This window comes from Mesorhizobium sp. 128a, from assembly GCF_053848025.1.
In genome coordinates this window covers 96,465-116,611 of the sequence record NZ_JBSPKY010000003.1, presented here as the reverse complement: position 1 = coordinate 116,611, position 20,147 = coordinate 96,465, and the positions used below count along the sequence as shown (strand labels likewise).

Sequence of the window (20,147 nt, the reverse complement as noted above, 5' to 3'; positions counted from 1 at the left end):
GTTCGAAACCGTTTCCGGGGCGTCGCGCCCCGGAAACATCCGCCGCCACAAGCGGCTTGGCAATCGGCCGGCTTCGGTTAGGCTGTTTGAAAAGACGATCACAGCCTCGCCGGGTGCCAGCCGCGAGGCCAATCTGGGAGGATCGCCATGACGCCGACGGCGCACGAACTGCATCCGGCTCCCGCGCTGGAGCCCGGCAGGACCATCCTCGAATTGCGCGGGCTGGAAAAGCGTTATCCCGGCACTCACGCCTTGAAGCCGGTGGACCTTGCCTTCAAGGCAAGCGAGATCCACGCCATCGTCGGCGAGAACGGTGCCGGCAAATCCACGCTCATCAAGCTTTTGACCGGCGTCATGCCGCGCACCTCCGGAGAAGTGATCTGGGAGGGCCAACCGGCTGCACTGGCGACCCCGCATGAGGCGATGGCGCTCGGCATCAACGCCGTCCATCAGGAAGTTGTGCTCTGTCGTCATCTGACCGTCGCCGCCAACATGTTCCTCGGCGAGGAGAATTCGCGCTTCGGCATCCTGCAGCAGCGCGCCATGGTCAAGGAAGCGCAGAAGATCATCGATGATCTCGGCTTCGACTTGCCGGCGCATGTCACATTGGGCGATCTGACCATCGGCCAGCAGCAGCTGATCGCCGCCGCCCGCGCCACCGTGCGCGGCACCAAATTCCTGATCTTCGACGAGCCGACCGCCTACCTGACCCGTAAGGAGGCCGACCAGCTCTTCACCTTGATCCGCCGCCTGAAGTCCGAAGGCGTGACAATCATCTATATCAGCCACCGGATGGAGGAGGTGTTCGAGCTCGCCGATCGTGTTTCGGTGCTGCGCGACGGCACGCTGGTCGGCACCAGGAACATCAGCGAGACCAATGACGCAGAACTGGTCAAGCTGATGATCAACCGCTCGATCGAACAAATCTACCACAAGGAGCATTTCACTCCGGGTGCCGCGATCGTCGAGGCCAGGAACCTCTCGGGCAAGGGCTTCGAAAACGTGTCGATGACAGTCCGTGCCGGCGAGATCGTCGGGCTCTACGGCCTGATCGGCGCCGGGCGCAGCGAATTCGTCACCACGCTCTATGGCCGGCACAAGAAGTCGGCCGGCCAGGTCCTGTGGGAAGGCAAGGACGTCCAGATCAACTCCGAGCATGACGCGATCAAGCTCGGCATGGCGCTGGCGCCGGAAAGCCGCCGCGACCAGGGCCTTTGTCTCAATTTGCCGGTCGGCCTCAACCTCAACCTGCCGATCTACAAGCGCATCTCCAACAATCTGTTGATATCGAACGCGAAAGAGAAGGCTGAGGCCGACCGCCAGATCGCTGGCCTCAGGATCAAGACGCCGACGCGCCATGCGTTGGCTTCCAGCCTTTCCGGCGGCAATCAGCAAAAGATCGTCATCGGCAAATGGCTGGCCCATGGCGCCGAGCTGTTCATCTTCGACGAGCCGACGGTTGGCGTCGATGTCGGCACCAAGGCGGAAATCTACCGCCTGTTCAGCGCGCTCTTGTCGAAGGGCGCCGGCATCATCCTAATCTCGTCCTATTTGCCGGAGGTCTATGAACTGGCCGACACGCTGCACGTGTTCCGCCGCGGCAAGCTGGTGGCCACGCACGGGTTCCACACCGCCGATCACGAGGACATTCTTTCACAGGCGCTCGCCGAGAAACAAGAAAAGTTGGGAGGAAAGACATGAGCACCGAGGCGATTCCTGCCGAAAAACCGAAGCGCAATTACAACGCCCTGTTCGGACTGACGCTGCTGGCGTTGCTGGTGCTGCTGTGGGTCATCCTGTCGTTATCCACATCGAGCTTCGCGTCGGCCAACAACATCTCGAATCTGCTGCGTCAGGGTTCGATGATCGCCATTTTGGCGGTCGGCCAGACCTTCGTCATCATCACCGGCGGCATCGATCTGTCTGTCGGCGCGGTGGTCGGCTTCGCCACCGTCATCGCCGCGATGTTGATCAATGCCGGCGTCCCGGTCTTCCTCGCCATTCTGCTCACCCTGCTGGTCGGCGTCGCCATCGGCCTGTTCCACGGCTTCGGCATCGTCAAGATGGGCCTGCCGCCCTTCATCATCACGCTGGCGACGCTGACCTCGCTGCGCGGTATTGGCCTTTTGATGACCAACGGCAACTCGATCTCGATCAACAATGATGCTTTCCAGGAATTCTCGCGCAACTCCTTCCTCGGCATCCCCAATCTGTTCTGGATGGTCCTGCTGGTCGGCATACCCGCCTATGTCTTCCTGCATCACAGCCGCTGGGGCCGGTACCTGTTCTCGGTCGGGTCGAACGCCGAGGCCTCGCGCCTGTCCGGCGTCAACGTCCAGCGCACCATCTTCATGGCCTACACGCTCTCGGGTCTCTGCGCGGCATTCGTCGGCGTGCTGCTCGCCTCGCGCATCGGCATCGGCAACCCGACCCAGGCCGAGGGCTGGGAGCTGCAGGCGATCGCCTCGTCGGTGATCGGCGGCACCTCGCTGTTCGGCGCGGTCGGCTCGGTGCACGGTCCGCTGCTCGGCGCCTTCATCCTCGCCACCATCAACAACGGCGCCAACCTGCTTAACGTCAACGCCTTCTGGCAGCGTATCATCACCGGTGTGCTGATCATCGTCATCGTCTACTTCGACGGCCTGCGCCGTCGCGGCAAATAATCCTCCCTGACTGCGCCGGTCCGCTCGACGGACCGGCGCCTTTTTGAACACTGGAATTGCTGAATGAAAGCCGTTATCTGCCGCTCGCCCGGCGATCTTGTCCTGGAAGATCGCGCCGCACCCGGCGCGCCGCCTGCGGGTTGGGCGCTGGTCGCGGTCAGCCATGTCGGCATATGCGGCACGGACTACCACATCTTCGAGGGCAAGCACCCGTTCCTCGCCTACCCCCGCATCATGGGCCACGAGGTGTCGGGCACCGTCGTCGAGGCCGGCGAAGGCGTTGATCTGGCCATCGGTGAACCGGTCGTCATCAACCCCTATCTCGCGTGCGGCAAATGCATCGCCTGCCGGCACGGCAAGCCCAATTGCTGCGTCAAGATCGAGGTGCTCGGCGTCCATCGTGACGGCGCCATGGCCGAGCAAATTCTTGTCCCGGCACAAAATCTCTATCCGACCAACGGCTTGTCGTTGGCGGACGCCGCCGCTGTCGAATTCCTCGCCATCGGCGCGCATGCCGTTCGCCGCGCCCGCGCCGAACCGGGGGCCCGCACGCTGGTGATCGGCGCCGGCCCGATCGGGCTCGGCACGGCCATCTTCGCCGGTATCGCCGGGCTCGACGTCAGCCTGCTCGACATGAGCAGCGAGCGGCTGGCTTTCGCCGCAAACGAGCTCGGCTTCGCGACGCTCGACGGCTCACAAAAAGCGGCAGCCGAGTTGGTGCGGGACGCTACCGGCGGCGAGGGCTTCGATGTCGTCTTCGACGCCACCGGCAACACCGCCTCCGTGGAGTCGGCCTTCGCTCATGTCGCGCATGGCGGCATGCTGGTGCTGGTCAGCGTCGTCAAGGACGACATCGTTTTCTCAGACCCCGAGTTCCACAAACGTGAGATGACGCTGGTCGGCAGCCGCAATGCGCTCAAGGCCGACTTCGACCACGTCGCCGCCTCGATCCGCAACGGCGCCGTGCCGCTAGGCAAGCTCGTCACGCATCGCACGACGCTCGCCGGCACGCCGCGCGATCTGGCTCGCTGGGCGCATGAGAAATCCGGCCTGATCAAGGCGGTCATCGAGGTCGGATAGCTTACCGTCTCGAGCCCTTGGTCACAGAGCCGAGAGCTTCAACTCCACCCGCTCGGCCGGAAACCGCGTTTCTGCAAACTGGATCGGCTGGCCGTCCGGCGTGACATTGACAGCGGTGGCGACCAGCACGATGGCGCCCGGCTGCAGATCGAGATCGGCGAGGTCGGCGGCATCGGCGTGGCGCGCGGACAGAACAGTCGACTGCCGGAGATAATCGTCGATGCCGAAGCGCTTGAGCGAAGCGGTGATGGATCCTGTCTCCGCCATCACGGCATCGATGCCGGCGAAACGCTCTGCCTCGTACCAGCTGGCAGCGCGCGACACCGGCCGTCCATCGGCCTCGCCGCGCGTCTCCAGCCGGATCACCTCGATGCCTCGGGCAAGGCCAAGCCCCTCGGCGACGCGCTGGCTGGCCGGCTCGACCACTGATGTAAGCAGCACGATATGCCGTTCCGACGTCTGTCCTTGCAGGCCCGTCGAAAACCGCGTCCGCGCGCCGATCGGATAGGACAGCCGTTTGCGCGACAGCACAAATGTGCCGCGTCCCTGTTCGGCTCGAAGCACGCCGTCCTGCACCAGGGCTGATATGGCGCTGCGCACCGTGTGACGATTGACGCCGTAGCGTTCGGCCAACGCCACCTCCGGCGGCAGCACGGCATTCTCGGCAAAGTCGCCAGCGGCAATCGAATGCAGGATCTGGTCGGCGATCTGCCGCCACAGCGAGACGCCGCTGCGCCGTTCAATACTGCTCACCATCTTTTGCCCGGACATCCTTGCCCCCGATCACGCCCTGTCATCCACCCGTCATGGACACGGGTTAGATAATAGGTATAATTTGTCTAGTTGTCTATATCACTAGACAAATTTTACATAGTCAGGGAGTTGCTGCATGCGAGGACAGGAAGCGCGCGACCAGGCCGAGCGCAAAGCCGTCATGGCGACGCTGGCGCAGGCCAGCGGCGACGATATCGCCCGGCTCTGGAACGAGGCCGGCCTGACCTCGGAAGCCGAGCTTCTGCGCGGCCCTGAAACCGGCCTGGTCACCGTACGCGGCCGGATTGGCGGCGGCGGCGCGCCCTTCAATGTCGGTGAAGCCACGGTCACCCGCGCCACCGTGCGGCTGCCGAGCGGGCAGGTCGGCCACAGCTACATGCTCGGCCGCGACCGCAAGAAGGCGAGGCTGGCCGCGATCGCCGACGCGCTCTGGCAGGATCCCGCGCAACGCCAGGCGGTCGAGACCGCGCTGGTGTCGCCGTTGCGGGCTGCCCAAGGCGAGGCGCGCAAAAAACGCCACGCCGAGACGGCGGCTACGAAAGTGGATTTCTTCACCCTGGTGCGCGGAGAAGACTGATGGATATCGCAGCCCAATCGATCGACGGCGGCTTCGCCGATCCGGTGTTCAACGCCCAGACAGTCTTCCGTGCGGTCATGGACGCCATGGCGCGGCCGGGCAGCGTGCAGCGTTTGCCCGCCTTCGCGCGCCCGCCGGCGCCGCTGTCGGCGACCGCCGGCGCCATCGCGCTGGCGCTATGCGACAACGACACCCCGCTCTGGCTCGACCCTGCTCTGCAGGCGTCCGCGGCGGTGAAATCCTGGCTTGGCTTCCACACCGGCGCGCCGCTCGCCAACACGCCGGCCGATGCGCATTTCGCTGTGATCGCCAACCCTGCGGAGATGGCAGCCCTCGACGGTTTCTCGCAAGGCACGCAGGACTATCCCGATCGCTCGACGACATTGATCCTGCGGGTCAGCGACCTCACCTTCGGCACCCCGCTGCTGCTCGAAGGTCCCGGCATCGAAACCAGCGCGACCATCGCGCCGGCGCAGATGCCGCGGCATTTCGTCGAACAGTGGAAGCAGAACGTCGGGCGCTTTCCGCGCGGCGTCGACATCATCCTGGCAGCGCCCGAGGGCGTCGCCTGCCTGCCGCGAACGACGCGCATCAAGACGATGGAGGCGTAAAATGTATGTCGCGGTAAAAGGCGGTGAGGCCGCTATCGCCAATGCCCACAGCCTGCTCGCTGACCGCCGGCGCGGCGATCGTTCGGTCCCGGCACTGCGCCTCGACCAGATCGTCGAGCAGCTGGCGCTCGGCGTCGACCGGGTGATGAGCGAAGGCTCGCTCTATGATCGCGAGTTGGCCGCACTCGCCATCGTCCAGGCGCGCGGCGACATGATCGAGGCGATCTTCCTGGTGCGCGCCTACCGCACCACGCTGCCGCGCTTCGGCTACAGCAACCCCATTGATACCGGCACGATGCTGGTCGAGCGGCGCGTGTCGGCAACCTACAAGGACCTGCCCGGTGGCCAGTTGCTTGGGCCCACCTTCGACTACACGCACCGGCTGCTCGACCCCGAGCTTGCCGCCGGCGCCGAAGTCGCCGAACCGTTGCAACGCGCCGGCGAGGCGGAGGCAATGCCGCGCGTCTCGGCGATCCTCGCCCGCGAAGGTCTGATCGAGCCGGATGGCGAGATGCCTGGGGATCATGTCCCCGGCGACATCACCCGCGAGCCACTGGAATTTCCGATGGCGCGCGACATCCGGCTGCAGGCGCTGTCACGCGGCGACGAAGGGTTTCTGCTGGCGCTCGGCTATTCCACGCAACGCGGCTATGCCCGCAACCACCCCTTTGTCGGCGAGGTTCGTATCGGCGAAGTCGAGCTGGAGCTCGACGTGCCGGAACTGCCCTTCGCCGTGCCGCTCGGCAGCGTCCGCGTCACCGAATGCCAGATGGTCAACCAGTTCAAGGGTTCGGCCAAGGCGCCGCCGCAATTCACGCGCGGCTATGGCCTGGTCTTCGGGCAGAGCGAGCGCAAGGCGATGGCCATGGCGCTGTGCGACCGGGCGTTGCGGGCAACCGAACTCGGCGAGGATGTCGTTGCCGCCGCGCAGGACGAGGAGTTCGTCATTTCGCATTCCGACAATGTCCAGGCGACCGGCTTCGTCGAGCATCTGAAACTGCCGCACTATGTCGACTTCCAGGCCGAACTCGACCTCGTGCGCCGCATGCGCGCCGAGTACGAAACCCGTGAAAATGCCGGCGTCCTGGAAGAAAAGAAGGAGGCGGCGGAATGAGCCTAGTCGCCCGACCCGCCATGACCGCCGCCGCTGTCGTGCGAATGGCCGCCATGCCCTCCGCCGTAGCCGCTGCTGCCGCCAATGTTTTCGCCGTGCGCGCCCTCCCTCGGCGCGGGCAGAACCATTCTTCGAAGAACAAAAGCGACCACGCCGACAAACACCAGCAGCAGGATTCCGAGATGCATCCAACCGGTTTGGGTCATCCGATGTCGCCCCTGTTTCCGCGTCCTGGACGCCGATTCGATAGCACAATGTGGATGTGATCGCCATGACCGACATCGCCACCTACAACTTCGCCTATCTCGACGAGCAGACCAAAAGGATGATCCGCCGCGCCATCCTCAAGGGCATCGCCATCCCCGGTTATCAGGTGCCGTTCGCTTCGCGTGAAATGCCGATGCCCTATGGCTGGGGCACTGGCGGCGTCCAGGTCACTGCCTCGATCATCGGCCCCGACGATGTGCTGAAGGTCATCGACCAGGGCGCCGACGACACCACCAATGCCGTCTCGATCCGCGCCTTCTTCAAGAAGGTCGCCAATGTCGCCGTCACCACCGACACGGCAACCGCTACCATCATCCAGACCCGCCACCGCATCCCCGAACATCCGCTCAGCGCCGGGCAGGTGCTGGTCTATCAGGTGCCGATCCCCGAACCGCTGCGCTTTCTCGAACCGCGCGAGACCGAGACGCGCAAAATGCATGCGCTGGAGGAATACGGCCTGATGCATGTCAAGCTCTACGAGGACATTGCCAAGCACGGCCGTATCGCCACCACCTATGCCTATCCGGTCAAGGTCGAGGGCCGCTATGTGATGGACCCCTCGCCGACGCCGAAATTCGACAATCCCAAAATGCACCGCTCGCCGGCCTTGCAATTGTTCGGCGCCGGTCGCGAAAAGCGCATCTATGCCGTGCCGCCCTTCACCGATGTCGTCAGCCTCGACTTCGAGGATCATCCGTTCGAGGTGCAGACCTTCGACCAGCCCTGCGCGCTGTGCGCGGCCGAGAATGTCTATCTCGACGAAGTCATCCTCGACGACCATGGCGGCCACATGTTCGTCTGCTCCGACACCGATCATTGCGAGAAGCGGCGCGAAGGCGGCCATCGCGGCCATCTTGCCCCGGAAATCTCGGAAACCCATTCTACCCCGGAAAAATTGGAGCCGGCGCAATGACCGACGAACCGCTGCTGCGCGTCTCGGCGCTGTCCAAATTCTACGGCTCGCGCGTCGGCTGCGAGAACGTTACCTTCGATCTTTGGCCAGGCGAAGTCCTGGCTGTCGTCGGCGAGTCCGGCTCCGGCAAGACGACGCTGCTCAACTGCCTGTCGACACGGCTCTTGCCTTCCTCCGGCACCGCCAGCTACCGCATGCGCGACTGTCAGTACCGCGAGCTCTACCGGATGAGCGAGGCCGAGCGCCGCTTCCTGATGCGCACCGACTGGGGGTTCGTCCACCAGAACCCGGCCGACGGCCTGCGCATGACGGTATCGGCCGGCGCCAATGTCGGCGAGCGGCTGATGGCGGTCGGCGATCGCCACTATGGAAAAATCCGCGCCACCGCCGTCGACTGGCTGTCGCGCGTCGAGATCGACGAGGACCGCATCGACGACGAGCCGCGCGCCTTTTCCGGCGGCATGCGCCAGCGCCTGCAGATCGCCCGCAACCTCGTCACCGGCCCGCGGCTGGTGTTCATGGACGAGCCGACCGGCGGCCTCGACGTCTCGGTGCAGGCACGCCTGCTTGACCTGTTGCGCGGTCTGGTCACCGATCTTGGTCTCGCCGCGATCGTCGTCACCCACGACCTTGCCGTGGCACGCCTTCTGTCGCAGCGCATGATGGTGATGAAGGACGGCCGCGTGGTCGAAAGCGGTCTCACCGACCGCGTCCTCGACGACCCGCGTGCGCCTTACACGCAGCTTCTCGTTTCTTCCATTCTACAGGTGTGACCATGCCGACGCCCCTCGTTGTTTCCGACGTCGCCAAGAGCTTCACCATGCATCTGCGCGACGGCATTAAGTTGCCTGTCGTCGCCGGTGTCTCCTTCTCGATCAAGGCGGGCGAATGCACCGTGCTCGGCGGCCCGTCCGGCGCCGGCAAGAGCTCGATCCTCAAGATGCTCTACGGCAATTATGCCGTCGACGAGGGCCAGATCATCGTCCAGCACGAGGACGGACTGATCGATCTCGCCAACGCCAGTCCGCGCACGGTGCTTGCCGTGCGCCGGCAAACGATCGGCTATGTCAGCCAGTTCCTGCGCACCGTGCCGCGCGTTTCGGCCCTCGATGTCGTCGCCGAACCATTGGTCGAGCGCGGAGCGGAGCGCGAGGCAGCCAGAGCCAAGGCACGCGCCTTGCTGGCGCAGCTCAACCTGCCGGAAAAACTCTGGGCGCTGCCGCCGGCGACCTTCTCCGGCGGCGAGCAGCAGCGCGTCAACATCGCGCGCGGCTTCATCACCGAGCACCCGATCCTGCTGCTCGACGAGCCGACCGCATCGCTCGATGCCACCAACCGCGACGTGGTGATCGAACTCATCGCCACCAAGAAGGCGGCTGATGTCGCCCTGCTCGGCATCTTCCATGACCACGATGTGCGCGAGGCGGTTGCCGACCGCATCATCGACGTCACCGCTTTCGCTCCGGGAAAAATCGCGGCATGACGAGAAAACTGTCGGAAACGCCGCTGATCCATCCGACGGCGGAGGTCGAGAATTCGACGCTCGGCCGCTGGACCGAGATCGCCGACCGCAGCCGGGTCTCGGAGAGCATTCTCGGCGACTATTCCTACATGATGCAGGATTGCGCCGTCTGGTGCGCAACCATCGGCAAGTTCTCCAACATCGCAGCCGCCGTGCGCATCAACGCCACCAACCACCCGACATGGCGGCCGACGCTGCATCACTTCACCTACCGCGCCTCCGACTATTGGGACGACGCCGAGCACGAGAGCGAATTCTTCGCCCAGCGCCGCGCCAAGCGCGTCACCATCGGCCACGACACCTGGCTCGGCCACGGCTCGACCATCCTGCCCGGCGTCACCGTCGGCGATGGCGCCGCGGTCGGCGCCGGCGCGGTCGTGTCGAAGGATGTCGCGCCCTACACCATCGTCGGTGGCGTGCCTGCAAAACCGATCCGCGAGCGCTTCGACCGCCGAACCGCGGAACGCTATCAGACGCTTGCCTGGTGGGATTGGGACCACGCAAGACTGCGCGCCGCGCTTGACGATTTCCGCGAGCTCGAGGCGGAAGCCTTCCTGGACAAGTACGGCGCGTAGCCCATCACATTGTCGTCATAAGACCAGCCCGATTCACATCTCTGACACAGGAGTCGGACAGGAGGCGGTGTTCCCTTTGGAGATCGCAATGCCCCAAACTATCAGACCCTCGCTCGCCGGCTATTTCGAAGGAACCAACCCCAAACCACCGGTGCATCTCGGCACCCGCTACGACACGTCAGGCAATTTCCTGCCCGAACCCGGCAACACGGTCGTCAGCCATCTCGTGAACGGCTCACCGTCCGAAGCGGTGGTCATCGAGGTGCGCGAGCGCATGCTTGCCATGCCCGACGCCGATCGCCTCGCCTTCACGCCCATATCCAGCCTTCACATGACCCTGTTCCAGGGCATCATCGAATACCGCCGCCGGCTGCCCTACTGGCCGCAGGATGTGCCGCTCGACACCAGCATCGACGACATGACCAGCCTCTATCTGGAACGCCTGAAGGGCTTCGAGGGCCTCGCCCCGTTCAACATAAAAGTGATCGAGGTCGTGCCGACAGGTCTCACCGTAGCCGGTGCGACCGATGACGACGTGCGCGCCATGAGCGCATGGCGCGACGCGCTGTCGGTGCCGTTCGGCTATCGCCATCCCGATCACGACAGCTATGCCTTCCACATCACCTTTGCCTACCAGATCCGCCGTCTTGCCGACGACAGGGCGGCCGCATGGCAGGATCTGTTCGCAGACTGTCTCGCTCGGTTCTCCCGGCAGGCCCCGGTGATCGAACTCAAGGCCCCGGCATTCTGCAGCTTCAGGGACATGAAGCATTTCGAGGAGCTGCTGGTGCTGGGCTGACCATTGCGCACCAGTCACCCGTCGCCGACGGGCCTGTGGGTGGTAACAAAACTGACATCAATCCGACACCGCAGGTTCATGCGGCTGCGCTAGCGAGGGTTAACAGACCTTCAAACTGCGACTGGACTGGAAGCTACGCCATGTCAGCAACCCTCGAAATCCGCGGCGTCTCCCGCCGATTTGGCAAGAACACCGCCGTCAGCGCTATCGACCTGTCGATCCCGCAGGGCCAGATGGTCGGCATCATCGGCCGTTCCGGCGCCGGCAAGTCCACCCTTCTTCGCATGATCAACCGTCTCATCGACCCCAGCCAGGGGTCGATTTTTTTTGACGGCGCCGACGTTTCCCGGCTGCGCGGCTCGCCGCTTCGGCGCTGGCAGCGCGACTGCGCCATGATCTTCCAGCAGTTCAATCTTGTGCCGCGCCTCGATGTGCTGACCAATGTTCTGCTCGGCCGGCTCAACCATCGCTCGACCTTCTCCAACCTGCTCGGCATGTTCACCCGCGCCGAATGCGCCGAGGCGATCGCAGCGCTTGAACGCCTCGACATTGCCCGCACCGCATTGCAGCCGGCCGGCACGCTGTCCGGCGGCCAGCAGCAGCGCGTCGCCATTGCCCGCGCCATGATGCAGCAGCCCAAGGTGCTGCTCGCCGACGAGCCGATCGCTTCGCTCGACCCGCTCAACGCCAAGGTCGTGATGGACTCTTTGCAGGACATCAATCTGCGCGAAGGCATCACCGTCGTCACCAATCTGCACACGCTGGACACCGCCCGCACCTATTGCAACCGCATCATCGGCATGGCCGCCGGCAAGGTCGTCTTCGACGGCCCGCCGGAGGAACTCAACCGCGAGGCGGTGCGCCAGGTCTACGGCGCCGACAGCAATGGCGCCGAAATCTCCGAGGCGATCACCTCGACCAGCATCGCCTACAAGCAAAAGATCGAAGCATCCGCCAGCCCGCTCGAACCCGCATTCCCGGGCTACTGAGCGGCTGGGATCGCCAGCCCGCGTCAAGGGCATCTGTCAAGATCAAGAACGCTGCCGGCGCGGGGCCGGAACTTACAGGAGAGATATCAAATGTTCAGGAAGATGGTTCTCAGCGCCGTTTCGGTGCTCGCCATGGCAACCAGTGCCGCTCATGCCGCCGACATGAAGGAATTCCGCGTCGGCATCCTTGGCGGCGAAAACGAAACCGACCGGCTGCGCAACTACCAGTGCCTGGCCGACCATTTGAAGACCGAATTCGGCTTTGAAAAAGTGTCGCTGTTCCCGGCCGCCGACTATGACGGCGTCATCCAGGGCCTGCTCGGCGGCACGCTCGATTTCGCCGAGCTCGGCGCTTCCGGCTACGCCAGCGTTTATATCAAGGACCCGAAGGCGGTCACCCCGATCCTCACCACCCAGCAGACCGACGGTGCCACCGGCTATTATTCGGTCGGCCTGGCGCTCAAATCTTCCGGCATCACCGACATCAAGTCGGCCAAGGGCAAGAAGCTCGGCTACGCCGATCCGGATTCGACCTCGGGCTATCTGATCCCGCTGACCCAGATCCCGAAGGACACCGGCGCCTCGAACGAGGCCTTCTTCGCTTCGACCCAGTTCAATGGCGGCCATGAGAACAACATTCTCGCCGTCCGCGACGGCAAGGTCGACGTGGCGGTGGACGATTCCTCGGGCATCGGCGACTTCAAGAATGGCTACACCTCCGGCACCTTCCACAAGGAAGTCGCCAAGGGCGCCGTCGACCCCAACGACTTCGTCGAAGTCTGGCGCTCGGGCCTGATCCCGAACGGCCCGCTGGTCGTGCGCACCGCGCTCGGCGACGACATGACCGCCAAGCTCACCGCTTTCTTCACCGACCTGCCGAAGAAGGACAAGGCCTGCTTCGAGGGCGTCGAAGGCGGCGACTTCACCGGCTACGTTCCGGTCAAGCCGGACTTCTACAGCGTCATCGTCGAAGCCCGCAAAGCTGCCATCGGCGGCTGACGGCAAAATCGAAAAGGGCGGCGTTGCCAAGCGCCGCCCTTTTTGCATGTCCACGATCATGACCATCTCAGCCACAATCCGCTCTGACACGAACCTGCAGCTTGCCTCCTCCTGGCAGCGCCAGACGTCGTTGCGGCGTCTTTACACGGCGCTCGGCGTCGGCCTGCTGCTGGCCGCGGTGTTCGGGTCGATGTGGTTTGCCGACGAGGCCAATGCCGGCCACTTTTTCGACCGGCTACCGCATATCCTCGATTTCCTGAGCTGGCTGATCCCCAAGGACTGGAACGACGTCTGGCGGGCGCTGTTCGACGTCGCCTCGCCGCATGACACCGGCACCCAGGAATTCAATTTCCCGCTCGGCCGTGTCTATATCTGGGGCGGGTTCTACATCCCTGAATATTTCGAGCTCATGCTCACCACGGTGAACGTGGCGCTGGTCTCGACCTTCATCGGCTTCATCTTCGCCGTGCCGTTCTCCTTCATCGCCGCGCGCAATCTGACGCCGCACCCGGTGCTGAGGCTTGTCGTCAAGCGATTCATGGAATTGCTGCGCGCCTTTCCCGAGATCGTCATTGCCGGCCTGTTCGCGGCCATCGTTTCGACCGGTCCGATCGCCGCCATCATCGCCATCGGCCTGCACTCGATCGGCGCGCTGGGCAAACTGTTCTACGAGATCAACGAGAACATCGACATGCGTGCCGAGGAAGGTTTGAGGGCGGTCGGCGGCAACTGGTTCGAGCGGGTGCGCTTCGCCGACCTGCCACAGGTACTGCCCAATTTCATGTCCTACACACTGCTGCGCGTCGAGATCAACGTGCGCGCGTCGACCATCATCGGCGCCGTCGGCGGCGGCGGCATCGGCGAGGAATTGAAGCTCTCGATCTCGCGCGGCTTCGGCGCCAAGACGTTGGCGCTGGTGCTGCTTCTGTTCACGACGATCTTCATCGTCGACCAGTTCTCCGCCTGGCTGCGCCGCAAGCTTGTCGGCGAGCAGGCTTTTTTGATGAGCGCCTAGATGACCGCCTTGACAGCCGATCAGGTCCAGTCGATCGAGGAACGCTATCCCCACGTGTTCCGGCGGCCGGCGTACAAGCGCTTTGGGCCGCTGCTCCTGTTCGCCGGGATCGTGCTCTACCTCGGCTACGCCTTGTGGTTCTTCAACCTGCCGCAAGTGATGCGGGACTCACATTGGGAGCGCTTGCCGCTCTTCCTGTCGCAGTGGATCAGCTACGACCTGCAGCCGGAATTCCGCCTCGACCAGCCCGAGATCACGCCGAGATATCCGCGCTTTTCAGCACTCGGCGACAATCCCAATCCCGACTGGGTCGTCAAGAATGCCGACGGCACTTTCACCGTCCTGATCGACGGCCCCGGCAAATCCGTCACCTTCGACAAGACCAAGGCGACGATCGTCGCCAATGGCGAGACGGTGCCCATCGCACTGACCAGCGGCAAGCCGGTGATATCAGGCCCGGTGCCGGACTGGATCACCGCGCATGACGACGAGATCGTCGCCAAGATGGGCTTTGTCGGCGAAGTACGCGTCACCGTCGATCGCGTGAAAGTCCGCAAGCGCTTCCTTGGCTGGGCGAATTTCGTCTTCGACACGCGCTCGCCCTTCTTCGGCAAATCGGCCGGCGAAGTGATCTCGCTGATTGTGTCGGGACCCGAACTCAAGCCGGGCACCTCGAACCTTGCCCTGGCGGGTGACAATATCTGGAACAATGCGCAGTGGCAGCATGGCGACGTCTGGACGAAGCTCTTGCAGACCATCGTCATGGCGTTTCTCGGCACGCTGCTCGGCGGCGTCGTCGCCTTCCCGCTCGCCTTCTTCGCCGCCCGCAACATCACGCCGAGCGGGTTGCTCAGCCAGGTGCTCAAGCGTTTCTTCGACTTCATGCGCTCGGTCGACATGCTGATCTGGGCGCTGTTCTTCACCCGCGCCTTCGGCCCCGGACCGTTGGCCGGCAGCGCCGCGATCTTCTTCACCGAAATCGGCACGCTCGGCAAAACCTATTCGGAAAGCCTGGAGAACATCGACGACAAGCCGCGCGAAGGCATCAAGTCGACCGGCGCCAACGGCTTGCTGGTACAACGCTACGGCGTCATGCCCGAAGTGATCCCGGTCTTCATCAGCCAGACGCTCTATCAGTGGGAATCCAACACAAGAGGTGCCACCATCATCGGCGCCGTCGGCGCCGGCGGCATCGGCCTGAAACTCTGGGAAGCGATGCGCACCAACTCCAACTGGGCCAACGTCTTCTACATGGTGCTTTTGACGCTGCTTGTGGTGTTCATCTTCGACAACATCTCGAATTTCCTACGGCGGAGACTCAGCCGGACGATCCATGATTATAACAGGATCCAGGCTGAGCAGGGGTAGTTGGGACTGCTGCCCTCGTACGAAAGGTCGGCGGGACAGCACCCCCTCTGGCCTACCGGCCATCTCCCCCGCAAGGAGCGAGATTGGCAGTTCCGACAACGGCACGTCCCCTTTCGACCTTGGTCATTAGCGAAAGACGCGAAGACATCTGATCTCCCCCCTTGCGGGGGAGATGTCCGGCAGGACAGAGGGGGGTGTGGCGGAACGCGGCGAAAACAACGCTACGCCGCCTTCTTCCACCCATCCCGGATATGCCTATACCCCTCCCGATAAACCGCTTCCGGGCTCTCGGCAAAATCCCGCCACACCTTGGTCGCCGCCGCCAGATCCTTTAGCGAACGCCCGAACGCTTCAATGGTCAGCCAATCATCGTAGCCGCTCTTGCGGATCGCCGAAAACGTCTCTTTCCACCGAATGTTGCCGCGCCCCGGCACGCCGCGATCGTTCTCCGAAATATGGATGTGCACGACATTCCGGCGGTGCTTGGTATAGGCCCCGATCGGGTCGGCCTCCTCGATATTGGCGTGGAAAGTGTCGTACATCGCCTTGATGTGCGGCCGGTCGATGGCGTCGACGTGCTCGGAGAGGTCGGCCATCGTGTTGAGCAAATAACATTCGAAGCGGTTGAGCGCCTCCAACCCGATGGTAACCCCCCGCTTGCCGGCATGATCACCAATCGCGCGTTGGGAGGCGACCGAGCGCTTCTCCTCGGCCGCCGTCGGCCCGCTGCCGGAAAAGGCGCCAAGCGTCGAATGCAGGGGCCCGCTTAGCCTGTCGGCACCGAGCGCCACGCTGCAGTCGATCGCCCATTTCATGTAGTCAATGCCGGACCTGCGGGTCGCGGCGTCGGGCGAGATCAAATTCATCGCCGGATCGCCCATTGCTGTGACAGCCGTGCGCTCCAGCCCGATGCGGTCGAGAAGGTCGCCGAGCCTTTTGTAGTGGTCAGGCAGACCGGCAAAGACCGGGATCTCGACGCCGTCGAAGCCCGTCGCCTTGATATCCCTGAGCAGCGCTTCGTGCTTCTTCGAGACGCTGGTCGTCCACAAGAACATGCACATGCCGATTTTCATCGACACTCCCTCCCCATGTGACGGCGCACTGGCTGTTCCCGCCAGTTCGCGCCATGCCCCCTCATCCGGTCGCCTCGCCCTCGTTGACCGGCGGCGCGCTTAAAGTTTCGTCCACGCCCCATTCTTCTTCGACGACTTCACGCAGGCCTCGATGAACGCCATGCCTTCGACGCCGTCCTCGATGGTCGGAAACACAACGTCCTTGCCCGGCTTGCCACCCTTCTTGCGGGCCGCACGGATCGCCCGCGCGGCTTCCTGGTAGATGTTGGCGAAGCCTTCGAGATAGCCTTCCGGATGTCCCGACGGTACCCGGCTGACGCGTCCGGCGACCGGCAGCGCGCCGGCGCCGTTGCGCGTGAGTAGCTGCTTGGGCTGGCCGAACGGCGTGTACCAGAGATAGTTCGGATCGGCCTGCACCCATTCCAGCCCGCCCTTCGAGCCATAGATGCGCAGCTTCAGCCCGTTCTCATGGCCGGGCGCCACCTGGCTCGCCCAGATCATGCCCTTGGCCGGATGCGTCTTGCCGACCGGCTTGAAGCGCAGCATCACGTTGACATTGTCGTCGAGCTGTCGCCCCGGCACGAAGGCATCGAGATCGGCCGACAGGGAATCGAGTTCCAGTCCCGAGACGAAGCGCGCCAGATTGTAGGCATGCGTGCCGATATCGCCGAGCGCGCCGCCCGCGCCCGCCTGTTTCGGATCGGAGCGCCACGCCGCCTGCTTCTGGCCAGTGGCGGCAAGGTCTTCGGTCAGCCAGTCCTGCGGGTACTCCGACTGCACGATGCGGATGTCGCCAAGCTGCCCCTTGGCCACCATCTCGCGCGCCTGTCGGATCATCGGATAGGCGGTGTAATTGTGCGTCAGCACGAACACCTTGCCGGTCTTCTCGACGATCGCCGCAAGCTTCTTGGCCTCGACCAGTGTCGTGGCCAGCGGCTTATCGCAGATGACGTGGATGCCTGCCTCGAGGAAGGCTTTCGCCGCCGGCACGTGCACATTGTTAGGCGTCACGATCGCCACCGCCTCGATGCCGTCCGAACGCTTGGCCTCGGCCTTGGCCATCTCGGCATAGGAGGCATAGCTGCGTGAGGGATCGAGCCCAAGCTCGGCGGCGGAAGCCTTGGCGCGCTCGGGATTGGCCGACAGCGCGCCGGCTACTAGGACGAAGTCATTGTCCATGCGCGCCGCGATCCGGTGCACCGCGCCGATGAAGGCGCCCTGGCCGCCACCGACCATGCCATAGCGGATCGGGCCGCCTCCTGCTTCCGACTTCGATGCGCCGACCATTTTTCTCTCCTCGTTGTTTGCCTCCCCTCGAGGGGAGGTCATCGGGTGGGGTCGCCGGACGTGCAGCTCGGCATGAACCGACCCCACCGGCACGTCGGGCCACCCTCCCCTCGAGGGGGAGGGAAATCGCGCTAGATTCCCATCATCGCGCGCAGCAGCTTCTTGTCCGTCGTGCCACTGGCGAAATCATCGAAGGCCCTCTCCGTCACCCGGATGATGTGGTGCTGGATGAAAGGCGCGCCTTCGGCCGCGCCGTCCTCGGGATGCTTGAGGCAGCATTCCCACTCCAGCACCGCCCAGGAATCGTAATCGTACTGGGTGAGCTTGGAGAAGATGCCGCCGAAATCGACCTGCCCGTCGCCGAGCGAGCGGAACCGCCCGGCGCGGTTGGTCCAGCTCTGGTAGCCGGAATAGACGCCTTGCCGCCCTGTCGGGTTGAACTCGGCGTCCTTGACATGGAACGCCTTGATCCGCTCGTGGTAGATGTCGATGAATTCGAGATAGTCCAGCTGCTGCAGCAGGAAATGTGACGGGTCGTAGTTGATGTTGCAGCGCTTGTGGCCGCCGACCGCCTCGAGGAACATCTCGAAGGTCGCGCCGTCGAACACATCCTCCGAGGGATGGATTTCGTAGCCAACATCGACGCCATTGTCCTCATAGACGTCGAGGATCGGCTTCCAGCGTTTGCCGAGTTCGCCGAAGGCTTCCTCGATCAACCCGGCCGGCCGCTGCGGGAAGGGATAGAGGTAAGGAAAAGCCAGCGAGCCGGTGAACGACACCGAAGCATTGAGCCCGAGATTGCGCGATGCCTTGGCGCCGAACTTCATCTGTTCGACCGCCCATTTCTGCCGTGCCTTCGGATTGTTGTGCACCGAAGGCGGCGCGAAGCCATCCATCTGCGCGTCATAGGCGGGATGCACCGCCACCAATTGCCCCTGCAGATGCGTCGACAGTTCTGTGATCTCTACACCGGCGTCGGCGCAAATTCCCTTGACCTCGTCGCAATAGGTCTTGGAAGACGCCGCCTTCTCAAGATCGAACAGGCGTGCGTCCCAGGTCGGGATCTGCACGCCCTTGTAGCCGAGGCCGGCCGCCCATTTGGTGATCGAGGCCAGCGAATTGAACGGCGCGGCATCGCCTGCGAACTGCGCCAGAAACAGCCCCGGACCCCTCATTGTCGACGGCATCGGCATCCTCCCAATTCATTTTCCAGGGACCAAGCATAGCGCCTGACGAAAGCAGGGCCAGCCTCTTTGGTCTTTTGTGATGTGCATTCTCGTATTGCCATTCTGGTATTACCAAATACCGAAAATGGGTCAAGCCATTTGACTCGCGAGCGCAGCAGCCGACGCACCCCGAAATCGGGAATATATGCTAGCATAATCAATACAGTAAATGGGTACCGCGCTCGCACGTCGGCAGTTCTTGCCGCGCGAAGAAAATTGCTGTAGACCTCCATTCAGGCCCAATTGGTCGAACCAGTTTGCGTAAAAATGCTGGAGCGCCTTGGGGAGGAATCATGAGACGCGCTTCGGTGAGGCGCATCGCAGGCGAACTGGCACAGACGAATTCTGGGAAGGATAGACCATGCATCTTTCGACGCACAACTGGATGCGCGCGGAACCGTTGGAGGTGACGCTGAAGCGCATCAAGAAATTCGGCTATGAGTCGATCGAGATTTCCGGCGAGCCCCAGCAGTACAAGACCAAGGAGACCCGCGCGCTGCTGAAGGAACACGGCATACGCTGCTGGGGTTCGGTGACGCTGATGCTGGGCGAACGCAACCTTGCTGCCAAGGACCAGGGCCAGCGCGAACGCTCGGTACAGTATGTGAAGGATGTGCTGACCATGGTCAGCGAACTTGACGGCGAGATCATCACGTTGGTGCCGGCGACCGTCGGCAAGGTGGTGCCGGACGGTACCGAGGAAGAGGAGTGGAAGTGGGTGGTCGACGCCACTCGCGAGTGCTTCACCCACGCCAGGAAGGCCGGCGTCAAGATCGCGGTCGAGCCCCTCAACCGCTTCGAGACCTATCTGTTCAACCGCGGCGCGCAGGCGCTGGCTCTGGCCGATGCGGTGAGCCCCGAATGCGGCGTCTGCCTCGACGCCTACCACATCCACATGGAAGAATTTAACGTCCATGACGCCATCCGCCAGGTCGGCAAGCGCCTGTTCGATTTCCACGTCGCCGACAACAACCGCTTTGCCGCGGGACTCGGCCAGATCGACTGGCCACGGATCGTGCAGACGCTGAGGGAAGTCGGCTATGACGGCGCGCTGACCAACGAGTTCGTCGCGCCCGTCGACCGCACCCCGGCCGCACCCTATCCCGACATGGTCGAGCGCCACCCGGTCGACATCTCGCCCGAACAGCTGAAGTTCATCCAGGATCACGGCTCCAGCGTGCTGACGGAGAAATTCTACACCGACCAGATGCGCATCACCGCCGAAACGCTGCTGCCGCTGATCAAGTAGCCGATCCGATTTGGAATGCGCCCTTCCGCCTATCGGCGGCGGGGCC

Annotated in this window: 21 protein-coding genes; 16 read left to right on the top strand and 5 right to left on the bottom strand. The window is 63.6% G+C overall.

Annotated elements, in window-relative coordinates; translation table 11 throughout:
* Positions 1–147: 147 nt before the first annotated feature.
* The 3 genes from ACWTU9_RS06840 to ACWTU9_RS06830 all read left to right on the top strand — a co-directional run bounded on the left by ACWTU9_RS06840 (position 148) and on the right by ACWTU9_RS06830 (position 3,743).
* Positions 148–1,701 carry a sugar ABC transporter ATP-binding protein gene (locus ACWTU9_RS06840; RefSeq protein ID WP_455857645.1) on the top strand — a complete coding sequence of 518 codons (1,554 nt, stop codon included), beginning with the start codon at positions 148–150 and terminating at the stop codon, positions 1,699–1,701.
* A complete protein-coding gene (locus tag ACWTU9_RS06835; RefSeq protein WP_455857644.1) occupies positions 1,698–2,663 on the top strand; it encodes an ABC transporter permease in 966 nt (321 codons plus the stop codon). The genes ACWTU9_RS06840 and ACWTU9_RS06835 overlap by 4 nt, the downstream gene beginning before the upstream one ends.
* Positions 2,664–2,726: 63 nt before the next feature.
* Positions 2,727–3,743, top strand: a complete 1,017-nt coding sequence (locus ACWTU9_RS06830; RefSeq protein ID WP_455857643.1) for a zinc-binding alcohol dehydrogenase family protein — start codon at positions 2,727–2,729, stop codon at positions 3,741–3,743.
* A gap of 21 nt (positions 3,744–3,764) precedes the next feature.
* Here ACWTU9_RS06830 and phnF read toward each other — a convergent pair whose 3' ends face one another.
* Positions 3,765–4,499, bottom strand: coding sequence for a phosphonate metabolism transcriptional regulator PhnF (phnF, locus tag ACWTU9_RS06825; RefSeq protein WP_455857642.1), 735 nt, complete (start codon positions 4,497–4,499; stop codon positions 3,765–3,767).
* A gap of 133 nt (positions 4,500–4,632) precedes the next feature.
* Between phnF and phnG the strand changes: the two genes are divergently transcribed.
* From phnG to ACWTU9_RS06810, 3 genes are read left to right on the top strand one after another with little or no spacing between them, the layout of a single operon-like run.
* Positions 4,633–5,094, top strand: coding sequence for a phosphonate C-P lyase system protein PhnG (gene phnG / locus ACWTU9_RS06820; RefSeq protein ID WP_455857641.1), 462 nt, complete (start codon positions 4,633–4,635; stop codon positions 5,092–5,094).
* Positions 5,094–5,705 carry a phosphonate C-P lyase system protein PhnH gene (gene phnH, locus ACWTU9_RS06815; RefSeq protein ID WP_455857640.1) on the top strand — a complete coding sequence of 204 codons (612 nt, stop codon included), beginning with the start codon at positions 5,094–5,096 and terminating at the stop codon, positions 5,703–5,705. Before phnG ends, phnH begins: the two co-directional genes overlap by 1 nt.
* 1 nt (position 5,706) lies before the next feature.
* Positions 5,707–6,819: a carbon-phosphorus lyase complex subunit PhnI gene (locus tag ACWTU9_RS06810; protein ID WP_455857639.1), complete on the top strand. Its 1,113-nt coding sequence runs from the start codon at positions 5,707–5,709 to the stop codon at positions 6,817–6,819.
* Positions 6,820–6,821: 2 nt separating this feature from the next.
* Here the strand turns inward: ACWTU9_RS06810 and ACWTU9_RS06805 are convergent, their stop codons facing one another.
* Positions 6,822–7,025: a hypothetical protein gene (locus ACWTU9_RS06805; protein ID WP_455857638.1), complete on the bottom strand. Its 204-nt coding sequence runs from the start codon at positions 7,023–7,025 to the stop codon at positions 6,822–6,824.
* A gap of 65 nt (positions 7,026–7,090) precedes the next feature.
* On the opposite strand from ACWTU9_RS06805, the gene ACWTU9_RS06800 reads away from it, so the two are divergent.
* The 9 genes from ACWTU9_RS06800 to phnE (ACWTU9_RS06760) all read left to right on the top strand — a co-directional run bounded on the left by ACWTU9_RS06800 (position 7,091) and on the right by phnE (ACWTU9_RS06760) (position 15,266).
* Positions 7,091–7,999, top strand: coding sequence for an alpha-D-ribose 1-methylphosphonate 5-phosphate C-P-lyase PhnJ (locus ACWTU9_RS06800; protein ID WP_455857637.1), 909 nt, complete (start codon positions 7,091–7,093; stop codon positions 7,997–7,999).
* Positions 7,996–8,772 carry a phosphonate C-P lyase system protein PhnK gene (gene phnK / locus ACWTU9_RS06795; RefSeq protein WP_455857636.1) on the top strand — a complete coding sequence of 259 codons (777 nt, stop codon included), beginning with the start codon at positions 7,996–7,998 and terminating at the stop codon, positions 8,770–8,772. The genes ACWTU9_RS06800 and phnK overlap by 4 nt, the downstream gene beginning before the upstream one ends.
* A gap of 2 nt (positions 8,773–8,774) precedes the next feature.
* The gene (phnL, locus tag ACWTU9_RS06790; protein ID WP_455857635.1) at positions 8,775–9,482 is read left to right on the top strand and encodes a phosphonate C-P lyase system protein PhnL; all 708 of its coding nucleotides are present in this window, start codon (positions 8,775–8,777) and stop codon (positions 9,480–9,482) included.
* Positions 9,479–10,096 carry a DapH/DapD/GlmU-related protein gene (locus tag ACWTU9_RS06785; protein WP_455857634.1) on the top strand — a complete coding sequence of 206 codons (618 nt, stop codon included), beginning with the start codon at positions 9,479–9,481 and terminating at the stop codon, positions 10,094–10,096. The genes phnL and ACWTU9_RS06785 overlap by 4 nt, the downstream gene beginning before the upstream one ends.
* A gap of 88 nt (positions 10,097–10,184) precedes the next feature.
* A complete protein-coding gene (locus ACWTU9_RS06780; RefSeq protein ID WP_455857633.1) occupies positions 10,185–10,895 on the top strand; it encodes a DUF1868 domain-containing protein in 711 nt (236 codons plus the stop codon).
* A 140-nt stretch (positions 10,896–11,035) separates the two neighbouring features.
* The gene (phnC, locus tag ACWTU9_RS06775) at positions 11,036–11,884 is read left to right on the top strand and encodes a phosphonate ABC transporter ATP-binding protein (RefSeq protein ID WP_455857632.1); all 849 of its coding nucleotides are present in this window, start codon (positions 11,036–11,038) and stop codon (positions 11,882–11,884) included.
* Between the two features lie 90 nt (positions 11,885–11,974).
* Positions 11,975–12,883 carry a phosphonate ABC transporter substrate-binding protein gene (gene phnD, locus ACWTU9_RS06770; protein WP_455857631.1) on the top strand — a complete coding sequence of 303 codons (909 nt, stop codon included), beginning with the start codon at positions 11,975–11,977 and terminating at the stop codon, positions 12,881–12,883.
* Positions 12,884–12,941: 58 nt separating this feature from the next.
* Positions 12,942–13,898, top strand: a complete 957-nt coding sequence (gene phnE / locus ACWTU9_RS06765; RefSeq protein WP_455857630.1) for a phosphonate ABC transporter, permease protein PhnE — start codon at positions 12,942–12,944, stop codon at positions 13,896–13,898.
* On the top strand, positions 13,899–15,266 hold the full coding sequence (gene phnE, locus ACWTU9_RS06760) for a phosphonate ABC transporter, permease protein PhnE (protein WP_455857629.1): 1,368 nt from the start codon (positions 13,899–13,901) through the stop codon (positions 15,264–15,266).
* A 221-nt stretch (positions 15,267–15,487) separates the two neighbouring features.
* Here phnE (ACWTU9_RS06760) and ACWTU9_RS06755 read toward each other — a convergent pair whose 3' ends face one another.
* The 3 genes from ACWTU9_RS06755 to ACWTU9_RS06745 all read right to left on the bottom strand — a co-directional run bounded on the left by ACWTU9_RS06755 (position 15,488) and on the right by ACWTU9_RS06745 (position 18,813).
* Complete coding sequence (locus tag ACWTU9_RS06755) at positions 15,488–16,339, bottom strand: sugar phosphate isomerase/epimerase family protein (protein WP_455857628.1); 852 nt, start codon at positions 16,337–16,339, stop codon at positions 15,488–15,490.
* Positions 16,340–16,438: 99 nt separating this feature from the next.
* Positions 16,439–17,626 carry a Gfo/Idh/MocA family protein gene (locus ACWTU9_RS06750; protein WP_455857627.1) on the bottom strand — a complete coding sequence of 396 codons (1,188 nt, stop codon included), beginning with the start codon at positions 17,624–17,626 and terminating at the stop codon, positions 16,439–16,441.
* A gap of 131 nt (positions 17,627–17,757) precedes the next feature.
* Complete coding sequence (locus ACWTU9_RS06745) at positions 17,758–18,813, bottom strand: sugar phosphate isomerase/epimerase family protein (protein WP_455857626.1); 1,056 nt, start codon at positions 18,811–18,813, stop codon at positions 17,758–17,760.
* Between the two features lie 400 nt (positions 18,814–19,213).
* On the opposite strand from ACWTU9_RS06745, the gene ACWTU9_RS06740 reads away from it, so the two are divergent.
* Entirely contained in the window at positions 19,214–20,101 is an 888-nt protein-coding gene (locus tag ACWTU9_RS06740; protein WP_455857625.1) for a sugar phosphate isomerase/epimerase family protein, read from the top strand.
* Positions 20,102–20,147 lie beyond the last annotated feature (46 nt).